This is a genomic window from Kitasatospora sp. NPDC004745, assembly GCF_042873275.1.
In the GTDB taxonomy this organism is placed as follows: Bacteria; Actinomycetota; Actinomycetes; order Streptomycetales; family Streptomycetaceae; genus Kitasatospora.
Genome location: NZ_JBIALK010000004.1, coordinates 488421 through 509898, shown reverse-complemented (window position 1 = coordinate 509898; position 21478 = coordinate 488421). Strand labels below are relative to the sequence as shown.

The window sequence follows — 21478 nt, the reverse complement described above, 5'->3', positions numbered from 1 at the left end:
CGTGCTGGTCCCGGGGGGCGGCTTTTTGTTACGGGTCCTGGGTGGGCCGGCCCGCGCCCGGGGGGGGGGGGGGGGGGGGGTTTTTTTGGGGGGGGGGTGGGGGGGGGGGGGGGCGGCGCCCCCCCGCACCCCTCTCGTCTGTTCCGGGACCGCCGAGGGGACGCGAGCCATGACCGACCAGGACTTCCACCCGGGGCTCACCCCCGGCCACCTGGGTGCGCCGGTGCTGGAGCCGCAGGGCCGTCCGCCGGGTGCGCGCCGCCCGCGCTCCGATGCACCGGATCCCCACCGGCGGCGCAACGGACTCGCCTGTGCGCTCACCGCGCTCGCCCTGGTCGCGGTGTTCGGCGGGGCCGGACTGGCCGGCTACAGCTGGCTCCAGGGACAGCGCAAGCCCCCGGCCGCCGCGGACTTCGCGGGGGAGGGTGCCGGCAGCGTCCAGGTCTCGGTGCCCGAGGGCGCTGGGCTCTCCCAGATCGCGTCCGCGCTGGTGCGCAACGGGGTGGTGGCCAGCTCGACCGCCTTCACCCGGGCGGCCAAGGGCAGCGCCGCGGCCGCCGGGCGGATCCAGCCCGGCACGTACACCCTGAAGCAGAAGATGTCGGCCGCGGCCGCGCTCGCCATCCTGATCGACCCGGCCAACGCCAACGGGCTGACCATCCCCGAGGGCTGGCGCGGCTACCAGATCTACGCGGCCATCGACAAGAAGCTCAACCTGCCCGAGGGCACCACCCAGCGCACCGCCAAGGACCAGGGCGCCGAGCTGGGCCTGCCGGACTTCGCCAACGGCAGCCCCGAGGGCTACCTCTTCCCCGCGACGTACAGCGTCACCGACGGCACCACCGCGGTCGACCTGCTGAAGCAGATGGTCGAACGGGCCGGCAAGGAGTTCAGCCGGGACGACGCGGACGTCGTCGCGCAGACCCTCGGACAGAGCCTCTACGGGCTGGTCACCGTGGCCAGCATGGTCCAGGGCGAGGCCGACAACACCGAGGACATGGGCAAGGTGGCCCGGGTGATCTACAACCGGCTGGCCAAGGGCATGCCGCTGCAGCTGGACTCCACGATCAACTACGCGCTCGGCCGCTCCACCCTGAACACCACGGTCACCGACACCCGCCTGGACTCCCCGTACAACACCTACCTGCACCCCGGACTGCCGCCCACCCCCATCTCCAACCCGGGGCGGCAGGCGATCATGGCCGCGCTGGACCCGGCGCAGGGGGACTGGCTCTACTTCGTGACCGTGAAGCCGGGCGACACCCGCTTCACCGACAGCTTCGACGTGCAGCAGCGCAACGTCGCGGAGTTCAACGCCTACCGCGCGACGGCGAAACCGAGCGCCTCGGCCACGTCCCCGGGCGGCCCGTCGGGCGCCGCCTCCGGCCCGGCGGCGGCCACGCCGGGCGGTGCGCCGGGCAGCGCGCCGGCGGGCGAGGTCGGGCACTGACGCCACGTCCGCCCTGCCGGGGGCGCGTCTGCGGTACGGTAACGTCTCCTCCCAGGCGCTGCGCTAGCACGCCGGTTCGAGAATCATCCGGGACGGCGTCCCGGACGGCCGGTCCGATCCTCCGGCCGTCTTCGTCGGTTAAGGGGATCAATGACCGATCTGGGTCGGGGCTACGGCCCCCAGGGCTCCGAGCCGTGGCACCCCGGTGATCCCGGGTACGGCGGTCAGCAGCCGGTCCCCGGCCAGCAGGACGGCCAGTGGCAGCAGTACCCGCAGGGCCAGCAGGCCTACGGGGACGCGCAGCAGGGGTACCAGCAGCAGCCGATGGACCAGCAGCATCCGGGCCAGCAGGGATACCCGCAGGGGTACCAGCAGCAGATGGGGCAGCAGGGGTATCCGCAGCAGCAGATGCCGCAGCAGGGCTACGGCCAGCAGCAGACGGGGCAGCAGGGCTACCCGCAGCAGCAGATGCCGCAGCAGGGCTACGGCCAGCAGCAGTACCCGCAGCAGCAGATGGGGCAGCAGGGGTACCAGCAGCAGCAGATGCCGCCGCAGATGCAGCAGCCGATGGGCCAGCAGCAGATGCCGCAGCAGCAGATGTCGCAGCAGGGGTACGCCCAGCAGCCGGGCATGCAGCAGCAGGCCGACATGCAGCAGCAGGGCGTGCAGCAGCCCGGCATGCCGCAGCAGGGCGCCCAGCCCGGGCAGCCGGGCCAGCCGCAGGGCCGGCGCCGGGCACCCCAGCCGGCCGCCCCCGCCCCGGCCTCCGGGCCCGGTCCGGACGGCATCGACTGGGAGGCCGAGGCCGCCGCACTGGAGGCGGGCGCCGCCCCGGCCGGGCCCGAACCGGAGACCGACGAGTGGGACGGCCACGAGGACGGCCACCACGAGGACGGCGCGTACGCGGAGGAGGAGGCCGAGGCCGGGCAGTCCGGCTTCCTCGGCGACGAGGACAACTCCCGCGACGCGCAGAAGAAGCGCAAGGAGAAGGGCAAGAAGTCCGGGCGCCGCAACGGCGGGGCCTGCCTGCTGGTCGCGCTGGTGCTGCTCGGCGCCATGGGCGGCGCCGGCTGGTGGGGCTACGGCTTCTACCAGGACCACTTCGGTCCGCCGCCGGACTTCACCGGCGAGGGCACCGGCTCCGTCCAGGTCGAGGTCAAGTCGGGCGCCGTCGGCGGGCAGATCGGCCTGGTGCTGAAGAACGCCGGTGTGGTGAAGAGCGTCGACGCCTTCAGCGCGGCGTGCAACGCCGAACCCAAGTGCGGCACCGTCCAGCCCGGCTTCTACGGGCTGAAGAAGGAGATGCCGGCCGCCGACGCGCTCAAGGAACTGCTCGCGCAGGCGGGCGGCGCGGCGATCGTGATCCCCGAGGGCAAGAACTCCAGCGAGATCTACGCCATGATCGACACCAAGCTGAAGCTCGCCAAGGGCACCACCGCGGGCGTCGCCACGGCCCAGGTCAACGACCTCGGCCTGCCCGCGTACGCCCAGGGCAAGGTCGAGGGCTTCCTCTGGCCGACCCGCTACAACATCGCCGACGGCATGAAGCCCGAGGACCTGCTCAAGGCGATGGTGAAGAACGCCACCGACAAGTACGCGAACCTGGACGCCCAGGCCGCCTCGGTGGGCCTCAAGAACGGCTACGAGGTGCTCATCGAGGCGAGCATCCTGCAGCGCGAGGGCAACAACACCGCCGACTTCGCCAAGATGGCCAAGACCATCCAGAACCGGCTGGCCAACGAGCCCGAGACCCACCACCGCCTCGGCATGGACACCACGCTGCAGTACTCGCTGGGCCGCAAGGAGCTCACCAAGAAGGACATGGACGACGCGTCCAACAAGTACAACACCTACATCAACCAGGGCCTGCCGCCGACGCCGATCTCCAACCCCGGCGACGACGCGATCAACGCGGTGCTGCACCCGGCCGACGGCAAGTGGCTGTACTTCATCGCGATGTCCCCGACCGAGACCCGCTTCGCCGAGACGAGCAAGGAGCACTACGCCAACGTCAAGGAGTACTGCCAGGCGGCCGGGCAGGGCTTCGACGAGGCGCGCGGCCACTGCACCGCGAAGTAGCCCGGGCCGGACGACAGTTCACGGAGACGAAGCGTTGACCAGCAAGCACCGGGCCGCGGTACTCGGCTCCCCGATCGCCCACTCGCTCTCGCCGGACCTGCACCGGGCCGCCTTCGCGGCGCTCGGTCTGGACGGCTGGCGCTACGACCGCTTCGAGGTGGACGAGGCCGGCCTGCCCGGCTTCCTCGCCGGACTGGACGAGGCCGAGTGGGCCGGGCTGTCGCTGACCATGCCGCTGAAGCGGGCGGTCATCCCGCTGCTCGACGAGGTCAGCGCCGCGGCCCGCGCGGTGGACGCGGTGAACACCGTGGTGTTCACCGCGGACGGCCGGCGCACCGGGGACAACACCGACGTCCCCGGCCTCGTCAACGCGCTGCGCGAGCGCGGCATCACCTCGGTGCCGGAGGCGGCCGTGCTGGGCGCCGGGGCCACCGCCTCCTCGGCGCTGGCGGCGCTCGCCCAGGTCTGCACCGGCGAGGTGACCGTCTACGTGCGCAGCCCGGAGCGCGCCCGCGAGATGGCCGAGCTGGGCGAACGGCTCGGCGTGGCCGTGCGCACCGCGGACTGGGAGCGCGGCGCCGAGGCGCTGGCCAGGCCGCTGACCGTCTCCACCACGCCGGCCGGCGCGACCGACGGCTTCGCCGCGGAGCTGCCGGCCGGGCCGGGGGCGCTGTTCGACGTGCTCTACCACCCGTGGCCGACCGCGCTGGCCGCCGCGTGCGCGGCGCGCGGGGCGACCGTCCTCGGCGGGCTGGACCTCCTGGTGCACCAGGCGGTGCTGCAGAGCGAGGCCTTCACCGGGCGCGGCCCGGGTCCGCTGGCCGCGATGCGGGCGGCGGGCGAGCGGGCCCTCGCCGGGCGCTGACGCCGCGGCTGCCCGGTGCCGACGCGGTGCGGGCCGGGTGCCGACGCGGTGCTGCAGGGCGGTGAACCGGTGCGAGCCGGGAGCGGCCGGAGCCCGCTCCTGGCCGGAACCCGTCGTGTACCGTCCCGTCGGTTGGCCGGTTGCCGTCCGGCACGCGGACTGTGCCCACGGGTGCTGCCGGGGCATGAAAGGATTCAGGCACAAGGCACGCCCGGGCGGGCCCCGGCGGTGCCGTGGCCGGTCCGCTGATGAAGGAGCTCCGTTGGGTACGTTGCGCTGGCTGACGGCGGGGGAGTCGCACGGCCCCGCACTCGTCGCGACGCTGGAGGGCCTGCCCGCCGGTGTACCGGTCACCACCGCGGTGGTGGCCGACGCGCTGGCGCGCCGCCGGCTCGGTTACGGTCGCGGCGCACGGATGAAGTTCGAGCAGGACGAGGTGACCTTCCTCGGCGGCGTCCGGCACGGCGAGACCATGGGCAGCCCCGTCGCGATCATGGTCGGCAACACCGAGTGGCCCAAGTGGGACCAGGTCATGTCGGCCGACCCGGTCGACCCGGAGGTGCTGGCCGGACTGGCCCGCAACGAGGCGCTCACCCGCCCCCGGCCCGGCCACGCCGACCTCGCCGGCATGCAGAAGTACTCGATCGACGAGGCCCGCCCGATCCTCGAGCGCGCCAGCGCCCGCGAGACGGCCGCCCGGGTCGCGCTCGGCGCCGTCGCCCGCGCGTACCTGAAGGAGACCTGCGGGATCGAGATCGTCAGCCACGTGGTCGAGCTGGCCGCCGCCAAGGCCCCGGCCGGCGTCGTCCCGCAGCCCGCCGACGAGGCCCGGCTGGACGCCGACCCGGTCCGCTGCCTGGACGAGGACGCCTCGAAGGCGATGGTCGCCGAGATCGACCAGGCCCACAAGGACGGCGACACCCTCGGCGGCGTCGTCGAGGTGCTCGCCTACGGCGTGCCGGTGGGCCTCGGCTCGCACGTCCACTGGGATCGCCGGCTGGACGCGCGGCTGGCCGCCGCGCTGATGGGCATCCAGGCGATCAAGGGCGTCGAGGTCGGCGACGGCTTCGAGCTGGCCCGGGTGCCCGGCTCCCAGGCGCACGACGAGATCGTCCCCACCCCCGAGGGCGTCCGGCGCACCTCCGGCCGCTCCGGCGGCACCGAGGGCGGCCTGTCCACCGGCGAGGTCCTGCGGGTGCGCGCCGCGATGAAGCCGATCGCCACCGTGCCGCGCGCCCTGCAGACCCTGGACGTGCGCACCGGCGAGCCGGCCAAGGCGCACCACCAGCGCTCGGACGTCTGCGCCGTGCCGGCCGCCGGCATCGTCGCCGAGGCGATGGTCGCGCTGGTGCTGGCCGACGCGGTCAACGAGAAGTTCGGCGGCGACCACGTCACCGAGACCCGCCGCAACGTGCAGAACTACCTCGACCACCTGATCGTCCGGTAATGGGCACCCCGATCGTGGTGCTGGTCGGCCCGCCCGGCAGTGGCAAGTCCACCGTCGGGCGGGCCCTGGCCGACCGCCTCGGCGTCGCCCTCCGGGACACCGACGCCGACATCGAGGCGCTGGCCGGCAAGCCGATCCCGGAGATCTTCATCGACGAGGGCGAGCCGCACTTCCGCGAGCTGGAGGTCCGGGCCGTGCGCGCCGGCGCCGAGGAGCACGACGGCGTCCTCGCGCTCGGCGGCGGTGCGGTGCTGGCCGAGGCCACCCGCGCCCTGCTGCGCGAACTGCCGGTGGTCTTCCTGGAGGTCCCGCTGGCGGACGCGGTCAAGCGGGTCGGCCTGGACGCGCCGCGCCCGCTGCTGGCCGTCAACCCGCGGGCCCGCTGGCGCGAGCTGATGGAGGCCCGCCGCCCCCTCTACCTGGAGGTGGCCACCGCCGTCGTCGACACCGCCGGCCGCACCCCCGAGCAGGTCGCGGACGCCGTACTGGAAGCACTGGAGCTGAAGACCCCCCATGACTGACCCCATCGTCAGGATTCACGTCGGCGGCAGCGCCGGCCACGACCCGTACGACGTGCTGATCGGGCACCAGCTGCTCGGCGAGCTGGCGCCGCTCATCGGCACCCGCGCCAAGCGGGTCGCGCTCATCCACCCCGAGGCGCTGGCCGCCACCGCCGACGCCATCCGCGAGGACCTGCTCGGCGAGGGCTACGAGGCCATCGCGCTGCAGGTGCCCAACGCGGAGGACGCCAAGAGTGCCGAGGTCGCCGCGTACTGCTGGTCGGTGCTCGGCCAGACCGGCTTCACCCGCAGCGACGTCGTCGTCGGCCTCGGTGGCGGCGCCACCACCGACCTGGCCGGCTTCGTCGCCGCCACCTGGCTGCGCGGCGTCCGCTGGATCTCCATGCCCACCACGCTGCTCGGCATGGTCGACGCGGCCGTCGGCGGCAAGACCGGCATCAACATCGCCGAGGGCAAGAACATGGTCGGCGCCTTCCACCCGCCGGTGGGCGTGCTCGCCGACCTCGACACCCTGGCCACCGTGCCCCGGCACGACTACGTGTCCGGCCTCGCCGAGGTCATCAAGTGCGGCTTCATCGCCGACCCGGCCATCCTCGACCTGATCGAGGCCGACCCGGAGGGCGCCAAGACCCCGGACGGCCCGCACACCGTCGAACTGATCCGCCGCGCCATCCAGGTCAAGGCCGACGTCGTCTCCGGGGACCTCAAGGAGTCCGGCCGCCGCGAGATCCTCAACTACGGCCACACGCTCGGCCACGCCATCGAGCGCAACGAGCGCTACAAGTGGCGGCACGGCGCCGCGATCTCCATCGGCATGGTCTTCGCCGCCGAACTCGGCCGCCTGGCCGGCCGGCTGGACGACGAGACCGCCGACCGGCACCGCACCGTGCTGGCCTCCGTCGGCCTGCCGCTGACCTACCAGGCCGCGGCCTGGCCGAAGCTGCTGGACGCCATGAAGATCGACAAGAAGTCGCGCGGCGACCTGATCCGCTTCATCGTCCTGGACGGCCTCGGCAAGACCTCCGTCCTGGAGGGCCCCGACCCGTCCCTGCTGGTCGCCGCCTACGCGGAGGTCTCGGCGTGACCCGGGTCATGGTGCTCAACGGCCCCAACCTCGGCCGGCTCGGCAGCCGCGAGCCCGACGTCTACGGGGCCACCTCCTACGCCGGGCTGGTCGAGCGCTGCACGGCGCTCGGCGGGGAGCTCGGCTTCGAGGTCGAGGTGCACGAGACCAACTCCGAGCAGCAGATGGTCGAGTGGCTGCACGAGGCGGCCGACGGCAAGGTGCCGGTGGTGATCAACCCGGGCGCGTTCACGCACTACTCGTACGCGATGCGGGACGCCGCCGCCCAGCGCACCGCGCCGCTGATCGAGGTGCACATCTCCAACCCGTACGCCCGGGAGACCTTCCGGCACACCTCGGTGATCGCCGCCGTCGCCTCCGGCACCATCGCCGGATTCGGGCTCGGCTCCTACGAGCTGGCCCTGCGGGCGCTGGCCGAACGGCTCACCACGCGCTGACACCCCGTTGACGGCCGGTCAGCGGCCCGGCGGCGGACTGTGCCCGCCGCCGGGCCGACGTGTATCGTCCCCGCTGAGAGGTGTCGGAGGTGACCGTGACGCAGTACGCCGGGAGTGGGCAGGTCCCGCCGCGACCCGTCGCTCCGCCGGTGCCGCCGGGGCCCGCCGGGCCCGGGGCCGGGCCGTCGCTCCCACCGGGAGCGCAGCCGGCGGGGACGGGCCCGATGAGCCCGACGAACCCCGTGGGTCCGATCGGTCCGACGAGCCCCGCAGGTGCGGCCGGACCGCCGCCGATGCCCCCGGCACCCGTGCCGACGCCCGCGCCGGCCCCGGTGCCCGCCGCGCCGGCCCCGCCGGTGTCCGTACCCGGCGCGCCCCCCGTGGCGAGCGCACCGAGCGCGCCCGTCCCCGCCGGGGCGACCGGCCACTTCGTGCTGCCCTCCGGCATGCCCGTCCAGCTGCCCGCCCACCCGCCGCAGCGGCACGCGCCCACCGGGCCGATCGCCGTCCTGCTGATCGGCCCGGCCGGCGCCGGAAAGACCACCGTCGCCCGGTACTGGGCCGAGCGGCGGCCCACCCCGACCGCGCACATCAGCCTGGACGACGTCCGCGAATGGGTGCAGTCCGGCTTCGCCAACCCGCAGTCCGGCTGGAACAACGCCTCCGAGGCGCAGTACCGGCTCGCCCGCCGCACCTGCGGCTTCGCCTGCCGCAACTACCTCGCCAACGGCATCTCCTGCATCATCGACGACGCCGTCTTCCCGGACCGCCCGGCCATCGGACTCGGCGGCTGGAAGCGCCACATCGGACCGGGCATGATCCCCGTCGTGCTGCTGCCCAGCCTCGACTCCGTGCTGCGCCGCAACGCCCGGCGCAACGGCAACCGGCGGCTCGGCGACGAGGAAGTGGCCCGGATCCACGGCCGGATGGCCGGCTGGTACAACTCCGGGCTGCCGATCATCGACAACTCCTACCTGGACGTGGCCGGCACCGCCGCCGAACTGGACCGGGTGATCCTCGCCCGGCTGATGGGCATGCCGGTCCGCTGACCTCCCCGGCCGGGCCCGGCCGTCGGTGGCGGCTGCGATGATGGACCGGTCCCGTCGGAGTACCGGGCCGCCGGCCCGCCGGAGTCCCGGCCCACCGGGGCCCACCAGCCTGTCGAACCACCCGGGGGAGCTGACGCCCGTGCCCGAAGGCCACATCATCCACCGCCTCGCCGCCGAGAACCTGCGCGCCTTCGGCGGCCGACCGGTCGAGGTCTCCAGCCCGCAGGGCCGGTTCGCCGACGAGGCCAAGAGCATCGACGGGCAGCTGCTCACCGCGGCCGAGGCGACGGGCAAGCACCTCTTCCTCGGCTTCGAGGAGGGCGCCTGGGTGCACGTCCACCTCGGCCTCTACGGCGGCTTCACCTTCGCCACCGGCCCCGCCCCCGAACCCGTCGGCCTGGTGAGGCTCCGGCTGGCCAACGACGAGGGCTACGCCGACCTGCGCGGCCCCAACACCTGCGCCCTGGTCACCGGCGCCGAGAAGGCCGGCGTCGCCGCCCGCCTCGGCCCCGACCCGCTGCGCGCCGACGCCGACCCGGAGGCCGCCTGGCGCCGGGTGTCGGCCAGCCGGACGACCGTCGCCGCCCTGTTGATGGACCAGAAGGTGCTGGCCGGGGTCGGCAACGTCTACCGGGCCGAGGTGCTGTTCCGGCACGGCATCAACCCCCACCGGGCCGGCCGCGACCTCACCCGCGCCGAATGGGACGCCGTCTGGGCCGACCTGGTCGCCCTGATGCGCGAGGGCGTCGGCGCCGGCCGGATCGACACCGTCCGCCCCGAGCACACCCCCGAGGCGATGGGCCGCCCGCCGCGCGTCGACGACCACGGCGGCGAGGTCTACGTGTACCGCCGCGCCGCGATGCCCTGCCTGGTCTGCGGCACCGACGTCCGCACCGAGCAGCACGCCTCCCGCAACCTCTTCTGGTGCCCCACCTGCCAGACGACCTGACCGGCCGATCACGCCCCGGCCGGGAGCCCAGCCCGTAGGCTGGGGCCGACCGGCCGGAGGGAGCAGGCGGATGGAGCGGCGGGAGGTGGCCAACACCGTCTCGGGGACGGTGGGGGGCCACGTGGTGCAGGCCCAGAGCATCGGGGCGGTGCACCTGCACCAGGGCCCGCCGCCGCCCGGTACGCCCCGTCAGGTCCGCAGACCGCGGCCCACCTTCGTCAACCGGGAGGGTGAACTCGCCGCCCTGGTCCGGGCGCTCGGCCGGCTCGACGAGAACGGTCCGGCGGTGGTGGCGTTCACCGGCCTCGGCGGCGTGGGGAAGACGGAACTGATCTCCCAGTTCGTCGCGGCGCACCGCGCGCACCTCCCGGACGGCGACCTCTACGCGGACCTCGCGGCCTACCGCCACCTCGGCGGGGTCGACCTCGGTGAGGTGCTGGCCGGGTTCCTGCGCGCCTTCGGGGCCGAGGTGCCGGCCACCCTGGCCGAGCGGGCCGCGGCGTACCGGACGGTGACGACCGGCAAGCGCGTCCTGGTGTTCCTGGACAACGTCGAGCAGGCGGGGGAGGTCCGCACGCTGCTGCCGTCCGACGGGCTCGTCGTGGTCGCGGGGCGGCGACGCCTGCCCGGTCTGGTCCTCGACGGCGCCGAGGTGCGGCGGCTGGACCCGCTGAGCGCCCCGGCCGGTGCGGAGCTGGTGCGCCGCTGGCTCGGGCCCGACCGGGGCACCGACCGGGAGCTGGACGAGCTGGTCGGACTCTGCGGCGGACTGCCGCTGGCACTGAACGCCGTGGGCTTCCAGCTGGTCGACCACGACGAGCTCGACGTCGACCAGGTGGTGGCCGAACTCGCTGACTCGGAGCGGAGGTTGGCCTCGTTGAGCAACGAGGAGGGCGGGGTCGACCGGATGCTCGACCAGGTGTACGGGCGGCTCTCCGGGCCGGCCCGGGCGCTGTACCGGCTGGTCGGTACCGCCCCCGGGCCGTTCGTCTCCGCCGAGCTGGCGGAGGCGGCCGGCGTCGAGCGCGTCCGGGACGGGCTGAGCGAACTGCGCGCGGCCCACCTGCTGGACGAGGTGGTGGACCCGGGGCCGGGGCAGCGGTTCCGCGCACACGACCTGGTGCGCCTGCACGCCCGCCGCACGGCCGGTGAACTCCCCGACCGCACCGGCCTGCTGGCCCGCGCGGTCGCCTACTACCGGGCCCGGGCCGCCGCGGCCGACGCGCTGGTGCTCGGGGAGCGGTTCCGGCTCCAGGAGCCCCCCGACGCCCCGGGGCGGGAGTTCGCCTCCAAGGCGGAGGCGCTGGAGTGGCTCCGGGCCGAACGGGCCGACCTTCGGGAGGCGGTGCGGGCGGCGGCCGAACAGGGCTGGCACGGTGAGGTGTGGCGGCTGTGCGAATCGCTCTGGGCGCTCTACCACAGCGGCAAGAACTACGGGGACTGGATCGAGACGCACCGGCTCGGCGTCGAGTCGGCGCAGTGGGACAACCGCCCGGACGCGGTGATCCGGATGCGCAACCAGCTGGCCCGCGCCCACTACGAGCTCGGGGACTTCCCCCGCGCGGCCGAGCAGCTGGCGCTGGCCTCGGAGCAGCTGCCGCTGGTCGGGGAGCCGCAGCTGAGCGGTGTGCTGCACGAGACGCACGGGCTGCTCTGCCTGGCCGACGGGCGCCCGGAGCAGGCGGTGGAGCTGTTCCGGCTGGCCCTGGAGGACAACCGCACCGATCCGCACGGCGTGGTGGTGCAGAGCTACAACGTCGCCCAGGCGCTGGTCGCGGCCGGGCGCGCGGCGGAGGCGCTGGACGTCCTGGACGAGGCGACGGCGCGGGCGGAGGAGACCGGCGACCCGATGCTGATGCGGCTGCCGCTGGTCCGGGCCCGGGCCCAGCGCGCGCTGGGGCGGCTTGACCTCGCCGTCCGGGCCGCCGAGGACTGCGCGCGGCGGGCTCGCGAACTCGGCCAGCGGGCCAAGGAGGCCGAGGCCTTCACCCTGCTCACCGCGCTCGCGGAGGAGCTGGGCGACGCGGCACTCGCCGAGCGGGCGCGGGGCCGGCTGGAGGAGCTGAAGGGCTGAAACCGTCACCGTGCCGGAGGAAAGGCCTCAGGGCGGCGGGGTGAAGGCCACCCGGGTGCGGTGGCGGCCGGTGCGGATGGTGAGGCCGTGGTCGGGCAGGGTGCCGGGGGCGCCGCCCTCGGCGAGCCAGAGCGCGACGGCCGCGCCGAGCAGCAGCGGGTCGAGCCGGGGCTCGGCGCCGGCCCACGGGGCCTCGGCGCGTGCCTCCAGGAGCTCGCCGGTGCGCAGCCGGAGCGCGCAGCGGTCCCGGGCGAGGGCGGCCACCGTCACGGCGAGGCCGGGGATCCCGTCGGCGGCCTCGACGATCCAGCGCCCGGCCGGCTCCTCGGCGTCGACCTCCGTCCTGGCCAGGACCTCGGCCACGGAGCGCAGTTCCACCGTGGTCTCGGCGGCGTCCAGGGCGAAGAAGCCCCGGGGGTGGCCCTGCGGGTCGATCGGGTACCGGCGTACCGAGACCTCGCCGTCCGCGCACTCGCCCTCGACGTCGTAGGCGGTCGGCCGCTCCGCCGGGAGCGGTACCGGGGCCGGGTAGGGCGGCAGGGCGGTGGGGGTGGTGAGGTCGTCGACCTTGTCCGCCAGGAAGCCGAACAGGACGGGGGCCAGGGCCGGGACGGCCCGGTCGCGCTGGCCGAGGGAGCGGTCGGTGACGGGGCGCAGCAGCTCCGGGTCGTACGTCGCGACGGCCGCTTCGAGCTGGGCGTGCAGGTCGCCGTCCGGGTCGAGCGCGGGCGCCGCCTGGCCGAAGGCGTAGGTGGGGGACCCCGGGTCGAGTTCGGCGGCGCCGGTGGCCACCAGCAGGGTGGGGCGGTCCAGTGCCGCGCCGTAGAAGGAGACCGATCCGTGGTCGCCGATCAGCAGGTCGGCGGCGACCAGGGCGGTCTGCCAGCCCTGGTGCGGGGGGATCAGCCTGAGGCCGGAGCCCCGGGCCGTGGCCAGCAGCAGTTCGGGGTCGTGCCGGTCCCAGACGTTGGGGTGCAGGACCACGGCCACGGCGTACTCGTCGGCGGGGAGCGCGGTGACCAGCCGGCGCGGCAGGTCGAGGCAGTGCGCCGCCAGGGAGTGCCTGCTCCAGGTGGAGGTGACGACGACGAGGCGCCGGCCGTCGACGGCCCCGAGGGCGGCGCGGTAGGCGTCCCGCCGGCCGCGGCTGGCCAGCATCCTGGCGAAGGTGAGGTCGCCGACCTCCCGTGCGTGCGGCAGCGCCTCGGGGCAGGTGGCCGCCAGCCGCTCGAACTGCTCCTCGTGGGACAGCCCGATGACCGCGGGGAAGACCCGCCCCCGGTGGGTGAGCTCCTGACGGGACAGGCCGGCGGCACTGACCCCGTCCCCGGTGGACTCGGCGACCAGGCGGTTGTAGCCGGCGCCGTGGGGGAGGACGACGAGCGGGGCGCGCAGCCGGTGCATGGAGGCGTGGACCGCGCAGGACACCGCGAGGTCGAACTCGTACCGGACGGCCTCCTCCCACGGGATGACCGTGACGGCGGGTTGCTGGTCGGCCAGGTAGGGGCCGAGGCCCGCCGTGAACGCCGAGCCCGGGTTGACGGTGAGGTAGCACCGGACGCCGAGCTGCGGGCGGACGAGCAGGGTGAGCACGTCGAGCACCCGGGTGGCCGAGGTGAGCGTGCGGGCGACCGCGAGGACGCGGGCCCGGACGGGCCAGGTCTCCCAGCGGTCTTCGTCGGGCCAGGGCCGGGGCCGGCGCCGCAGGCGGTTCAGCACACGAAGATCGTACTCATCCGGCCCCGCTCCGGCGGGTCCGTCCGGGGCGGGTCAGCCGGTGGCAGCGGTGGGTTCGTGGTGGTCGGCGGCGGCGCAGGGGTCGAGGAGGGGGCGCAGGGCGTCGTCGACGAGCCGGTAGCGCACGACGCGTCCGTCGCGGTCGCCGGTGACCACGCCGGCGGTGCGGAGCAGTCGGAGGGCCTGGGAGACGGCGGGGTCGCGCATACCGGTGGCGACGGCGAGGTCGGTCACGGCGAGCGGGCCGGCGCGGTGCAGGGCGAGCAGGAGGGCGAGCCGGCCCGGGTCGGCGAGCAGGGAGAACCGCTCGGCCCAGGTGCGGACGTGCGCGGTGTCGCCGATGGCGGCGATGGCCTCGCAGACCCGGTGTCCGTCGATGGTGCGGTGGTCCGCGCGGTCGGCCGGTACGAGATGCATGTGGACATTCTCGCAGGCCGGGGCCTGTGATCCTGGACACCTGCGCAGGTGCGCAGCCTTGCATGGGTGGAGCCGGGCCCCCTACGGTGTTGCCCGCCGTGGTGCTCGGGAAGACCGGTGACGGACCCTCAGGGGTCCCAGTCCGGAGCGGCCCTCGCCACTGTGATCGGGGGGAGTCGTCCGTATCCACGACGCCACTGGGCGCTTCGCGCGTCTGGGAAGGCGGGTACGGGTGCCCCGTAAGCCAGGAGACCGGCCACGGCATCTCACGAAGTCTTTCCACGAGGTGCTGGAGCGTGATCCGCGTATGACCCTGCCCGAAACCGCCGACCCCGGGGCGCCGGCGACGCCGTCCGCACTGCCGACGTTCCGCTGGAAGCGCGAGGACACCGTCCGCACGGCCGGACTGATGGGCGTGATCCTGGCCATGCACGTCGTCGCGTTCGGGACGCTGTTCTTCCTGGTCGCGCCCCACAACTACGCGGTCGGTACCCAGGTCTTCGGGGTGGGCCTGGGCATCACCGCGTACACCCTCGGCATGCGGCACGCCTTCGACGCCGACCACATCGCGGTGATCGACAACACCACCCGCAAGCTGATGGCGGACGGCAAGCGCCCGGTGTCGGTGGGCTTCTGGTTCGCCCTCGGGCACTCCTCGATGGTGGTCATCATGGCCGCCCTGGTGGCGGGCGGCGCCCAGCTGGCCAACACCCTGATGGACGACGAGTCGACGACCCACCAGTGGCTGGGGATGGTCGGCACGACGGCCTCCGGCGCGTTCCTGTACCTGATCGGCGCGCTCAACCTGGCGGCGCTGGTGGGCATCCTCAAGGTGTTCCGGGCGATGCGGGCCGGGAAGTACGACGAGGCGCAGCTGGAGGAGCACCTGAACTCGCGCGGCTTCCTGGCGAGGGTGCTGAACCGGGCGACGCGGTCGATCACCCGGCCGGGGCAGATGTTCCCGGTGGGCATGGTGCTGGGCCTGGGCTTCGACACCGCGACCGAGGTCACCCTGATGGTGATGGCGGGCTCGGGCGCGGCGGCCGGGCTGCCCTGGTACGCGATCGTCTGCCTGCCGCTGCTCTTCGCGGCCGGGATGAGCCTGTTCGACACGCTGGACGGGACGTTCATGAACTTCGCGTACCAGTGGGCCTTCTCCAACCCGGTGCGCAAGGTGTACTACAACCTGACGATCACGGGGCTGTCGATCGCGGTGGCCTTCGTCATCGGCACGATCGAACTGGTCGGCGTGCTGCACGAGAAGCTCGACCTGACCGACCCGGTGAGCGGCTGGATCGCGGACATCTCGCTGGACAACGTCGGGTACGCGATCGCCGGGCTCTTCGTGGTGGTCTGGGCCGCGGCGATCGGCTACTGGAAGCTGGCCGGGGTCGAGCAGCGCTGGCAGCCGTCCGAGCAGTGACAGCCCCGTACCGGTCGGCCCGGGGTGCGAGCCGGGGCGTGCGGGCAGCGGCGACGTGCCCCCTCGGGAGTGCTCGGCGGGCGGAACGGGGTGCGGCTTCGTAGGCTCGACGCATGTCTGATGCGTACGCGGGTCGGCGGGAGCGGGTGAGGGAGCACTGCAGTGCGGCCGGGGCCGATGCGGCGCTGATCACCCGGGCGGCGAACGTGCGGTATCTGACCGGCTGCGCGCCCTGCGGGGCGACGCTGCTGCTCACCAGGGACCGTGCACTGCTGGCGCTGCCGGACGACCTGCCGCCGGACGACACCGGGGAGCACCTGATCGCCCCGGACGTCACCCAGGTGCCGGTGCCGGCCGGGGCGGACACCGCCCTGGCGGCGGCCGAGGCCGCGGCGCGGCTCAGGCTGGCGGCGCTGGCGGTGGAGGAGCACGACCTGACCGTCAGCCGGCACCGGTCGGTGGCCGGCCTGTCCGGCGGTGCCCGGCTGGCCGACCTGGACCGGCTGGTGGAGCGGCTGCGGGTGGTCAAGGACGAGCACGAGATCGCCGACCTGCGGATCGCCGCCGAGATCGCCGACCAGGCGCTCGGCGAGCTCCTGGAGTCGATCCTGGTCGGGCGGACGGAGCGGCACCTGGCGATGGAGCTGGAACGCCGGATGATCGACCACGGTGCGGACCGGGCGGCCTTCCCGGTGTCCGTCGGCACCGGCAGCCACTCCGGGCAGCCCGCCCACCAGCCGACCGACCGCCGGGTGGAGGAGGGTGACTTCCTGACCGTGGTGATGGGCGCCCAGTACCGCGGCTACGGCATCTCGACCGCCCGGACCTTCGTGATCGGCGCCGCCCCCGCGCCCTGGCAGGTCGAGCTGCACCGGCTGGTGTTCCGCGCCCAGCGGGCCGCCCGGGAGGCGCTCGGACCAGGCGTGGAGCAGTACGTGCCCGACCGGGCCGCGCGGCAGATCCTGGAGGCGGCCGGCCACACCGAGGCGTCCCCGCACCCGGTGGGGCACGGCATCGGGCTGGAGATCCGGGAGGCGCCGCGCCTCGGCCCTTCGGACATGGGTAAACTGGACAGCCGCGTACCGGTCACCGTCGGTCCTGGGGTCCACCTCCCGGGCAGGGGCGGTGTCCGGATCGAGGACACGCTCGTGGTGCGCCCCCTCGAGGAGGGCGGGCCCGAGCTGCTCACCATCACCACCAAGGAGCTCCTCGCCCTGTGACCGCGGCCCCCGGGCCGTCGGCGGCAGGACGCACCCCTTGGTTCCTTGACAGCTATATCCAGGAGTAAGTGCGCCCGTGGCTTCCACGAACGATCTCAAGAACGGCATGGTCCTCAAGCTGGAGGGCGGCAAGCTCTGGTCCGTCGTCGAGTTCCAGCACGTCAAGCCCGGCAAGGGCCCGGCCTTCGTGCGTACCAAGCTCAAGGAGGTCCTGACGGGCAAGGTCGTCGACAAGACCTTCAACGCGGGCACCAAGGTCGAGACCGCCAACGTCGACAAGCGCGGCATGCAGTTCTCGTACAAGGACGGCGAGAACTTCGTGTTCATGGACATGGACACCTACGACCAGCTGACCATCGAGCCCGCCGTCGTCGGCGACGCCGCCAAGTACCTGCTGGAGGGCTTCGAGGCCCTGGTCGCGCAGAACGAGGGCGCGGTGCTCTACATCGAGCTCCCGGCCGCCGTCGAGCTGACCATCGCCGAGACCGAGCCGGGCGTCCAGGGCGACCGCTCCACCGGTGGCACCAAGCCGGCGACCCTGGAGACCGGCGCCGAGATCCAGGTGCCGCTCTTCATCACCACCGGTGAGAAGGTCAAGGTCGACACCCGCGACGGCAGCTACCTCGGCCGGGTGAAGTAAGTCCGTGTCGGCCGCACGCAGCAAGGCCCGTACCCGGGCCTTCCAGATCCTCTTCGAGGCCGACCACCGCGGGGTCGACCCGCAGCAGGTCCTCGCCGACTGGGTGGCCCGCGCCCGCGAGCCCAAGCCGGAGGAGGGCACCCCGCAGGTCGGTGAGTACACCATGGAACTCATCGAGGGGTACGTCCAGCACGCCCGTCGGATCGACGACCTGATCTCCCAGTACGCGGTGGGCTGGACGCTCGACCGGATGCCGATAGTGGACCGCAACGTCCTGCGGCTCGGTGCGTACGAGCTGATCTGGGAGGACGGCGTCCCGGACGCGGTCGTCCTGGACGAGGCGGTCGAGATCGCCAAGGAGTTCTCCACGGACGACTCCCCGGCCTTCGTCAACGGCCTGCTCGCGCGCTTCCTGGAGCTGAAGCCGAGCATCCGCCGGTAGGCGGTGGCGCCCCGCAGACGGCCGTCGGACCCGGATCCCGGGTGCGACGGCCGTCGCGCGTTTCACCCGGGCGGCGTAAGGTGGTGATCTACTCGCCAGTAACTTGGCGGGCGCAGGCGCACACGTCCCCGCAGTGAAGGGCAGGCCACCCCCATGACCACCGCGACCCGCAGCGAGTTCGACCGGGGCATCGCCCTGACCAGACACGCCGACGAGCCCGGCCGCTACGAGGCCGAACTCGGCCCCGGCTGGCAGATCGGCGGCGGGGTCAACGGCGGGATGCTGCTCGCCGTCGCCGGACACGCGCTGTCGCTGGAGCACGCCGACCACCCGGACCCGGTGTCGATCAGCGGTTACTACCTGTCCGCCTCCACGCCCGGCCCGGCCACCGTCCGCACCGAGGTGCTGCGCAGCGGCCGCGGCCTCTCCACCGGCACCGCCTCGCTGAGCCAGGACGGCGTCGAACGCCTGCGCGTGGTGGCCAGCCACGGCGACCTCTCCACCGTCGAGGGCGACGTGCGCACCACCGCGCAGCCGCCGCAGCTGCCGCCGCCGGACCAGTGCATCGGCGTCGAGCACGCCCCGCCGCAGCTGATCGAGCAGGCGGCGCTGCTGGAGCGCTTCGACCTGCGGCTCGACCCGTCCACCGTGGGCTGGGCGCTCGGTCAGCCCTCCGGCAACGGGCGGATCCAGGGCTGGTTCCGGCTCGCCGACGGGCGCGAGCCCGACCCGCTGCTGCTCCTGCTGGTCGCCGACGCGCTGCCGCCCGTCACCTTCGACCTGGGCCTGCCCGGCTGGGCCCCGACCGTGGAGCTGACCGTCCACCTGCGGGCCAGGCCGGTCCCGGGCTGGCTCCGGGTCACCCACGCCACCCGCAACGTGGCCGGCGGCTACTTCGAGGAGGACGCCGAGGTCTGGGACGAGTCCGGCCGGCTGGTCGCGCAGTCCAGGCAGCTGGCCCGGGTGCCGCGCGGGGCCTGATTTCCGCGGAGTTCACCGCGACTTACCGTCGGTTACATTCCTGTGACACGCCGTACGTGTGCGGCGCGCGGTGATGGGGAGATAGACGGTCAGCGGCGAGCCCGCCGCTGACCGTCGCCCGGCGGTCGCCGCCGATGCCAGGAGCCACCGATGAGTAGCCGCAAGGGCCGCGCCCGCCGTAACTCCGACTGCACCGCCGCCGGCCCGCGGCCCGTCGCCCGCGCGCCGCACCGCCGGCAGCGGGCCGAGGGCGGCGAGCAGGCGTTCGTCATCGGCGTGCTGACCAGCGCGGCGGACTTCGCGCGGGCCCGTGCCTGGGGGCTGTCGGACGCACCGGACTTCGAGCGCTACCTGGCCGACACCGCCGAACTGCTCGCCGACGCGGTGGAGCGCTTCGAGGTGGTGCGGGCCCGGATGTTCCACCCGCAGGACTTCGAGGAGTTCTGCGTCCTGCACGGGCTGGACCCGGCGGAGCCGGCCGCCCGCGACCGCTACCTGGTCAACCCGCCGCTGCAGACCCAGCTGCTGGCCTATCAGGGGGAGGAGCTGGCCGGGGACTTCGTGCCGCGGCTGGTCCGGGCCCGGGAGAACGGGCTGACGCTCTGCCACGCCGACCTGCTGCTGGACGGCGGTCTGGTCGGGGGCGCGGGGGAGGCCGACGAGGACCACGCCCGCTGGGTGCGCGCCGCCTACCAGCGCGGCGGCGAGGTGTTCCGCCGGATGCTGGTCGGCGCCGGTGCCGGGGTGTACGAGCTGCGGCTGCGGGTGGACGCGCCGGGCGGCCGGCTGACGGCGGCGGCCCGGGTGCTGCAGTGGGAGGACGGCGTGGTCCGGATCAACGACGAGGACCTGGAGCTGGTCTGCGCGGTGCTGTGCGCGGGGCTGGCGCTGGAGCTGCCCGGGGTGGCGGTGCTGCACGGGTCGCAGGGCTCGGCGGCCTCCTGCGGGGAGTACCTGCCGGCCTCCTGGGCCTGGTCGAGCGGCGGGCAGGACTGGGCGCCGTCGGCCCGGCCGGTGCGGCTGGACGGCGTGGCGGCGCAGCCCGGCTACAGCCTGGGGACGGTCTGCTGACCGCCGGGCGGCGGTGGTGCGGCCGGCGCCGGACGCGCGACGGCGCGGCCCCCGGGATCCGGGGAGCCGCGCCGTGACGTTTCTGCTGGTACCTGCGTGCTCGCGCTGGCGGGAGCCGGTGCGGCGAGCGTCAGCTCGCCTCCTCCTCGCGCACCGCGCGGCGCGCGTCGGGGTTGAGCACGCCCCAGGAGATCAGCTGCTCGGTGAGGATCGACGGCGACTGGTCGTAGATGACGGCCAGGGTGCGCAGGTCGTCCTGGCGGATCGAGAGGACCTTGCCGTTGTAGTCGCCGCGCTGGCTCTGGATCGTCGCCGCGTAGCGCTGCAGCGGGCCGGCCTTCTCGGACGGGACCTGGGTCAGTCTCTCCAGGTCGAGGACCAGGCGCGGCGGCGGCTCGGCCGCGCCGCCGGGGGTGCCGCCGGGCAGCAGCTCCTGCACGGGCACGCCGTAGAACTCCGCCAGCTCGGCCAGCCGCTGCACGGTGACCGCACGGTCGCCGCGCTCGTACGAGCCGACGACGACTGCCTTCCAGCGCCCCTGGGACTTCTCCTCGACACCGTGCAGGGAGAGCCCCTGCTGAGTGCGGATGGCTCGGAGCTTGCCTCCGAGCTGCTTCGCGTAGTCGCTGGACATTGATCTCCCCGGACGAGATTGCTTCGCGTTCAGTGGTGGGTCACGGGCGATTGCCGACGCCGTTACCGGTGGGTTCGACGTCCGTCTCGTAACTCACTGTGAGGTTACGTAGAGTAAGGTAGCTGCGTCAAGCCGAATGGGGCAGTCGTGCGAATGGCCCGCATCGGGGGTGCGTCCGGGGCGTGAACCGCCGAAGCGGAACGACGGATGTCCGTTTGCCTCCCGGCGCGCTGATACGATGACCGGAAGCCCTCGCCCGGTCGGCGGGGGTCGTCCCAGACATCCTTTAAGGCCCGTCCAGTGAGGCGGGGAAGGAGGTCCGCTTCGGCATGACCACACAGCAGGATTCGACGCCGCGACCGCCGCACCAGGTGCTGGACGGAACGGACATCGCCCGGGTCGTCACCCGGATAGCGCACGAGATCGTCGAGCGCGCCAAGGGCGCGGAGGACGTCGTGCTGCTCGGCATCCACACGAGGGGCGTCCACCTCGCCCGCCGCCTGCACGGCCGGCTGGCCCAGATCACCGGGCGCGAGATCCCGCTGGGCACCCTGGACATCACCATGTACCGGGACGACCTGCGGCTCAAGCCCGCCCGCGCCCTGGAGCACACCGAGATCCCCTCCGGCGGCATCGACGGCAAGCTCGTCATCCTCGTCGACGACGTGCTCTTCTCCGGCCGCACCATCCGGGCCGCGCTCGACGCGCTGAGCGACATCGGCCGCCCGCGCGCCGTGCAGCTCGCCGTCCTGGTCGACCGCGGCCACCGCGAGCTCCCGATCCGGGCCGACTACGTGGGCAAGAACCTCCCCACCTCGCTGCGCGAGGCGGTCCAGGTCCGCCTGGCCGACACCGACGGCGTCGACGCCGTGCTGGTCGGCGACCGCGACCACGCCGCCCGAAGCTCGCAGGCCCTGGCCTCCCAGCCCACCGAACCGCACCTCCCGGAGTAACCCGC

The 21478-nt window shown here is 74.0% G+C and carries 20 protein-coding genes and 1 riboswitch; of the genes, 17 read left to right on the top strand and 3 right to left on the bottom strand.

Annotation, left to right across the window (positions count from 1 at the left end):
* Window positions 1-169: 169 nt before the first annotated feature.
* The 10 genes from mltG (ACFYUY_RS11225) to ACFYUY_RS11180 all read left to right on the top strand — a co-directional run bounded on the left by mltG (ACFYUY_RS11225) (window position 170) and on the right by ACFYUY_RS11180 (window position 11955).
* Window positions 170-1450, top strand: coding sequence for an endolytic transglycosylase MltG (gene mltG / locus ACFYUY_RS11225; RefSeq protein ID WP_360214384.1), 1281 nt, complete (start codon window positions 170-172; stop codon window positions 1448-1450).
* A gap of 150 nt (window positions 1451-1600) precedes the next feature.
* Complete coding sequence (mltG, locus tag ACFYUY_RS11220) at window positions 1601-3529, top strand: endolytic transglycosylase MltG (RefSeq protein WP_387900006.1); 1929 nt, start codon at window positions 1601-1603, stop codon at window positions 3527-3529.
* Between the two features lie 34 nt (window positions 3530-3563).
* A complete protein-coding gene (locus ACFYUY_RS11215) occupies window positions 3564-4394 on the top strand; it encodes a shikimate dehydrogenase (RefSeq protein WP_360214380.1) in 831 nt (276 codons plus the stop codon).
* A 262-nt stretch (window positions 4395-4656) separates the two neighbouring features.
* The gene (gene aroC / locus ACFYUY_RS11210) at window positions 4657-5841 is read left to right on the top strand and encodes a chorismate synthase (protein ID WP_360214378.1); all 1185 of its coding nucleotides are present in this window, start codon (window positions 4657-4659) and stop codon (window positions 5839-5841) included.
* A complete protein-coding gene (locus tag ACFYUY_RS11205) occupies window positions 5841-6362 on the top strand; it encodes a shikimate kinase (RefSeq protein WP_360214376.1) in 522 nt (173 codons plus the stop codon). Before aroC ends, ACFYUY_RS11205 begins: the two co-directional genes overlap by 1 nt.
* A complete protein-coding gene (gene aroB / locus ACFYUY_RS11200) occupies window positions 6355-7446 on the top strand; it encodes a 3-dehydroquinate synthase (protein ID WP_360214374.1) in 1092 nt (363 codons plus the stop codon). The genes ACFYUY_RS11205 and aroB overlap by 8 nt, the downstream gene beginning before the upstream one ends.
* 8 nt (window positions 7447-7454) lie before the next feature.
* Window positions 7455-7883, top strand: a complete 429-nt coding sequence (aroQ, locus tag ACFYUY_RS11195) for a type II 3-dehydroquinate dehydratase (protein ID WP_360214388.1) — start codon at window positions 7455-7457, stop codon at window positions 7881-7883.
* A 95-nt stretch (window positions 7884-7978) separates the two neighbouring features.
* Window positions 7979-8932: an AAA family ATPase gene (locus ACFYUY_RS11190; protein WP_387900029.1), complete on the top strand. Its 954-nt coding sequence runs from the start codon at window positions 7979-7981 to the stop codon at window positions 8930-8932.
* A gap of 139 nt (window positions 8933-9071) precedes the next feature.
* On the top strand, window positions 9072-9881 hold the full coding sequence (locus ACFYUY_RS11185; RefSeq protein ID WP_360214370.1) for a DNA-formamidopyrimidine glycosylase family protein: 810 nt from the start codon (window positions 9072-9074) through the stop codon (window positions 9879-9881).
* Window positions 9882-9951: 70 nt separating this feature from the next.
* Entirely contained in the window at window positions 9952-11955 is a 2004-nt protein-coding gene (locus ACFYUY_RS11180) for a hypothetical protein (RefSeq protein WP_387900003.1), read from the top strand.
* Window positions 11956-11982: 27 nt separating this feature from the next.
* Here the strand turns inward: ACFYUY_RS11180 and ACFYUY_RS11175 are convergent, their stop codons facing one another.
* Both ACFYUY_RS11175 and ACFYUY_RS11170 read right to left on the bottom strand, forming a co-directional pair.
* Entirely contained in the window at window positions 11983-13674 is a 1692-nt protein-coding gene (locus tag ACFYUY_RS11175; RefSeq protein ID WP_387900001.1) for a hypothetical protein, read from the bottom strand.
* A 51-nt stretch (window positions 13675-13725) separates the two neighbouring features.
* Window positions 13726-14109, bottom strand: coding sequence for a metalloregulator ArsR/SmtB family transcription factor (locus ACFYUY_RS11170; RefSeq protein ID WP_360214364.1), 384 nt, complete (start codon window positions 14107-14109; stop codon window positions 13726-13728).
* An 82-nt stretch (window positions 14110-14191) separates the two neighbouring features.
* Window positions 14192-14385, top strand: a riboswitch (cobalamin riboswitch).
* A gap of 31 nt (window positions 14386-14416) precedes the next feature.
* Here ACFYUY_RS11170 and ACFYUY_RS11165 point away from each other — a divergent pair.
* The 6 genes from ACFYUY_RS11165 to ACFYUY_RS11140 all read left to right on the top strand — a co-directional run bounded on the left by ACFYUY_RS11165 (window position 14417) and on the right by ACFYUY_RS11140 (window position 19886).
* Window positions 14417-15532 (top strand): HoxN/HupN/NixA family nickel/cobalt transporter, encoded by a 1116-nt coding sequence (locus ACFYUY_RS11165; RefSeq protein WP_387900000.1) that lies wholly within the window; start codon window positions 14417-14419, stop codon window positions 15530-15532.
* Between the two features lie 113 nt (window positions 15533-15645).
* Window positions 15646-16752, top strand: coding sequence for an aminopeptidase P family protein (locus tag ACFYUY_RS11160; protein ID WP_360214360.1), 1107 nt, complete (start codon window positions 15646-15648; stop codon window positions 16750-16752).
* 76 nt (window positions 16753-16828) lie between these two features.
* Complete coding sequence (gene efp, locus ACFYUY_RS11155; RefSeq protein ID WP_350629439.1) at window positions 16829-17392, top strand: elongation factor P; 564 nt, start codon at window positions 16829-16831, stop codon at window positions 17390-17392.
* 4 nt (window positions 17393-17396) lie between these two features.
* Complete coding sequence (gene nusB / locus ACFYUY_RS11150) at window positions 17397-17834, top strand: transcription antitermination factor NusB (protein WP_360214358.1); 438 nt, start codon at window positions 17397-17399, stop codon at window positions 17832-17834.
* A 153-nt stretch (window positions 17835-17987) separates the two neighbouring features.
* The gene (locus ACFYUY_RS11145) at window positions 17988-18815 is read left to right on the top strand and encodes a thioesterase family protein (protein ID WP_360214356.1); all 828 of its coding nucleotides are present in this window, start codon (window positions 17988-17990) and stop codon (window positions 18813-18815) included.
* Window positions 18816-18965: 150 nt separating this feature from the next.
* Window positions 18966-19886, top strand: coding sequence for a hypothetical protein (locus ACFYUY_RS11140; protein ID WP_387899997.1), 921 nt, complete (start codon window positions 18966-18968; stop codon window positions 19884-19886).
* 130 nt (window positions 19887-20016) lie between these two features.
* Here the strand turns inward: ACFYUY_RS11140 and ACFYUY_RS11135 are convergent, their stop codons facing one another.
* Complete coding sequence (locus tag ACFYUY_RS11135; protein ID WP_031072501.1) at window positions 20017-20520, bottom strand: transcriptional regulator; 504 nt, start codon at window positions 20518-20520, stop codon at window positions 20017-20019.
* 329 nt (window positions 20521-20849) lie between these two features.
* On the opposite strand from ACFYUY_RS11135, the gene pyrR reads away from it, so the two are divergent.
* Window positions 20850-21473: a bifunctional pyr operon transcriptional regulator/uracil phosphoribosyltransferase PyrR gene (gene pyrR / locus ACFYUY_RS11130; RefSeq protein ID WP_360214352.1), complete on the top strand. Its 624-nt coding sequence runs from the start codon at window positions 20850-20852 to the stop codon at window positions 21471-21473.
* Window positions 21474-21478: the final 5 nt, after the last annotated feature.

Coding starts and splice junctions, on each gene's coding strand:
- ACFYUY_RS11205 (WP_360214376.1), top strand. CDS start 5,841: ATGGGCACCCCGATCGTGGTGCTGGTCGGCCCGCCCGGCAGTGGCAAG.
- ACFYUY_RS11140 (WP_387899997.1), top strand. CDS start 18,966: ATGAGTAGCCGCAAGGGCCGCGCCCGCCGTAACTCCGACTGCACCGCC.
- ACFYUY_RS11145 (WP_360214356.1), top strand. CDS start 17,988: ATGACCACCGCGACCCGCAGCGAGTTCGACCGGGGCATCGCCCTGACC.
- ACFYUY_RS11160 (WP_360214360.1), top strand. CDS start 15,646: ATGTCTGATGCGTACGCGGGTCGGCGGGAGCGGGTGAGGGAGCACTGC.
- pyrR (WP_360214352.1), top strand. CDS start 20,850: ATGACCACACAGCAGGATTCGACGCCGCGACCGCCGCACCAGGTGCTG.
- ACFYUY_RS11165 (WP_387900000.1), top strand. CDS start 14,417: ATGACCCTGCCCGAAACCGCCGACCCCGGGGCGCCGGCGACGCCGTCC.
- ACFYUY_RS11180 (WP_387900003.1), top strand. CDS start 9,952: ATGGAGCGGCGGGAGGTGGCCAACACCGTCTCGGGGACGGTGGGGGGC.
- aroQ (WP_360214388.1), top strand. CDS start 7,455: ATGGTGCTCAACGGCCCCAACCTCGGCCGGCTCGGCAGCCGCGAGCCC.
- ACFYUY_RS11135 (WP_031072501.1), bottom strand. CDS start 20,520: ATGTCCAGCGACTACGCGAAGCAGCTCGGAGGCAAGCTCCGAGCCATC.
- aroB (WP_360214374.1), top strand. CDS start 6,355: ATGACTGACCCCATCGTCAGGATTCACGTCGGCGGCAGCGCCGGCCAC.
- mltG (WP_360214384.1), top strand. CDS start 170: ATGACCGACCAGGACTTCCACCCGGGGCTCACCCCCGGCCACCTGGGT.
- mltG (WP_387900006.1), top strand. CDS start 1,601: ATGACCGATCTGGGTCGGGGCTACGGCCCCCAGGGCTCCGAGCCGTGG.
- ACFYUY_RS11170 (WP_360214364.1), bottom strand. CDS start 14,109: ATGCATCTCGTACCGGCCGACCGCGCGGACCACCGCACCATCGACGGA.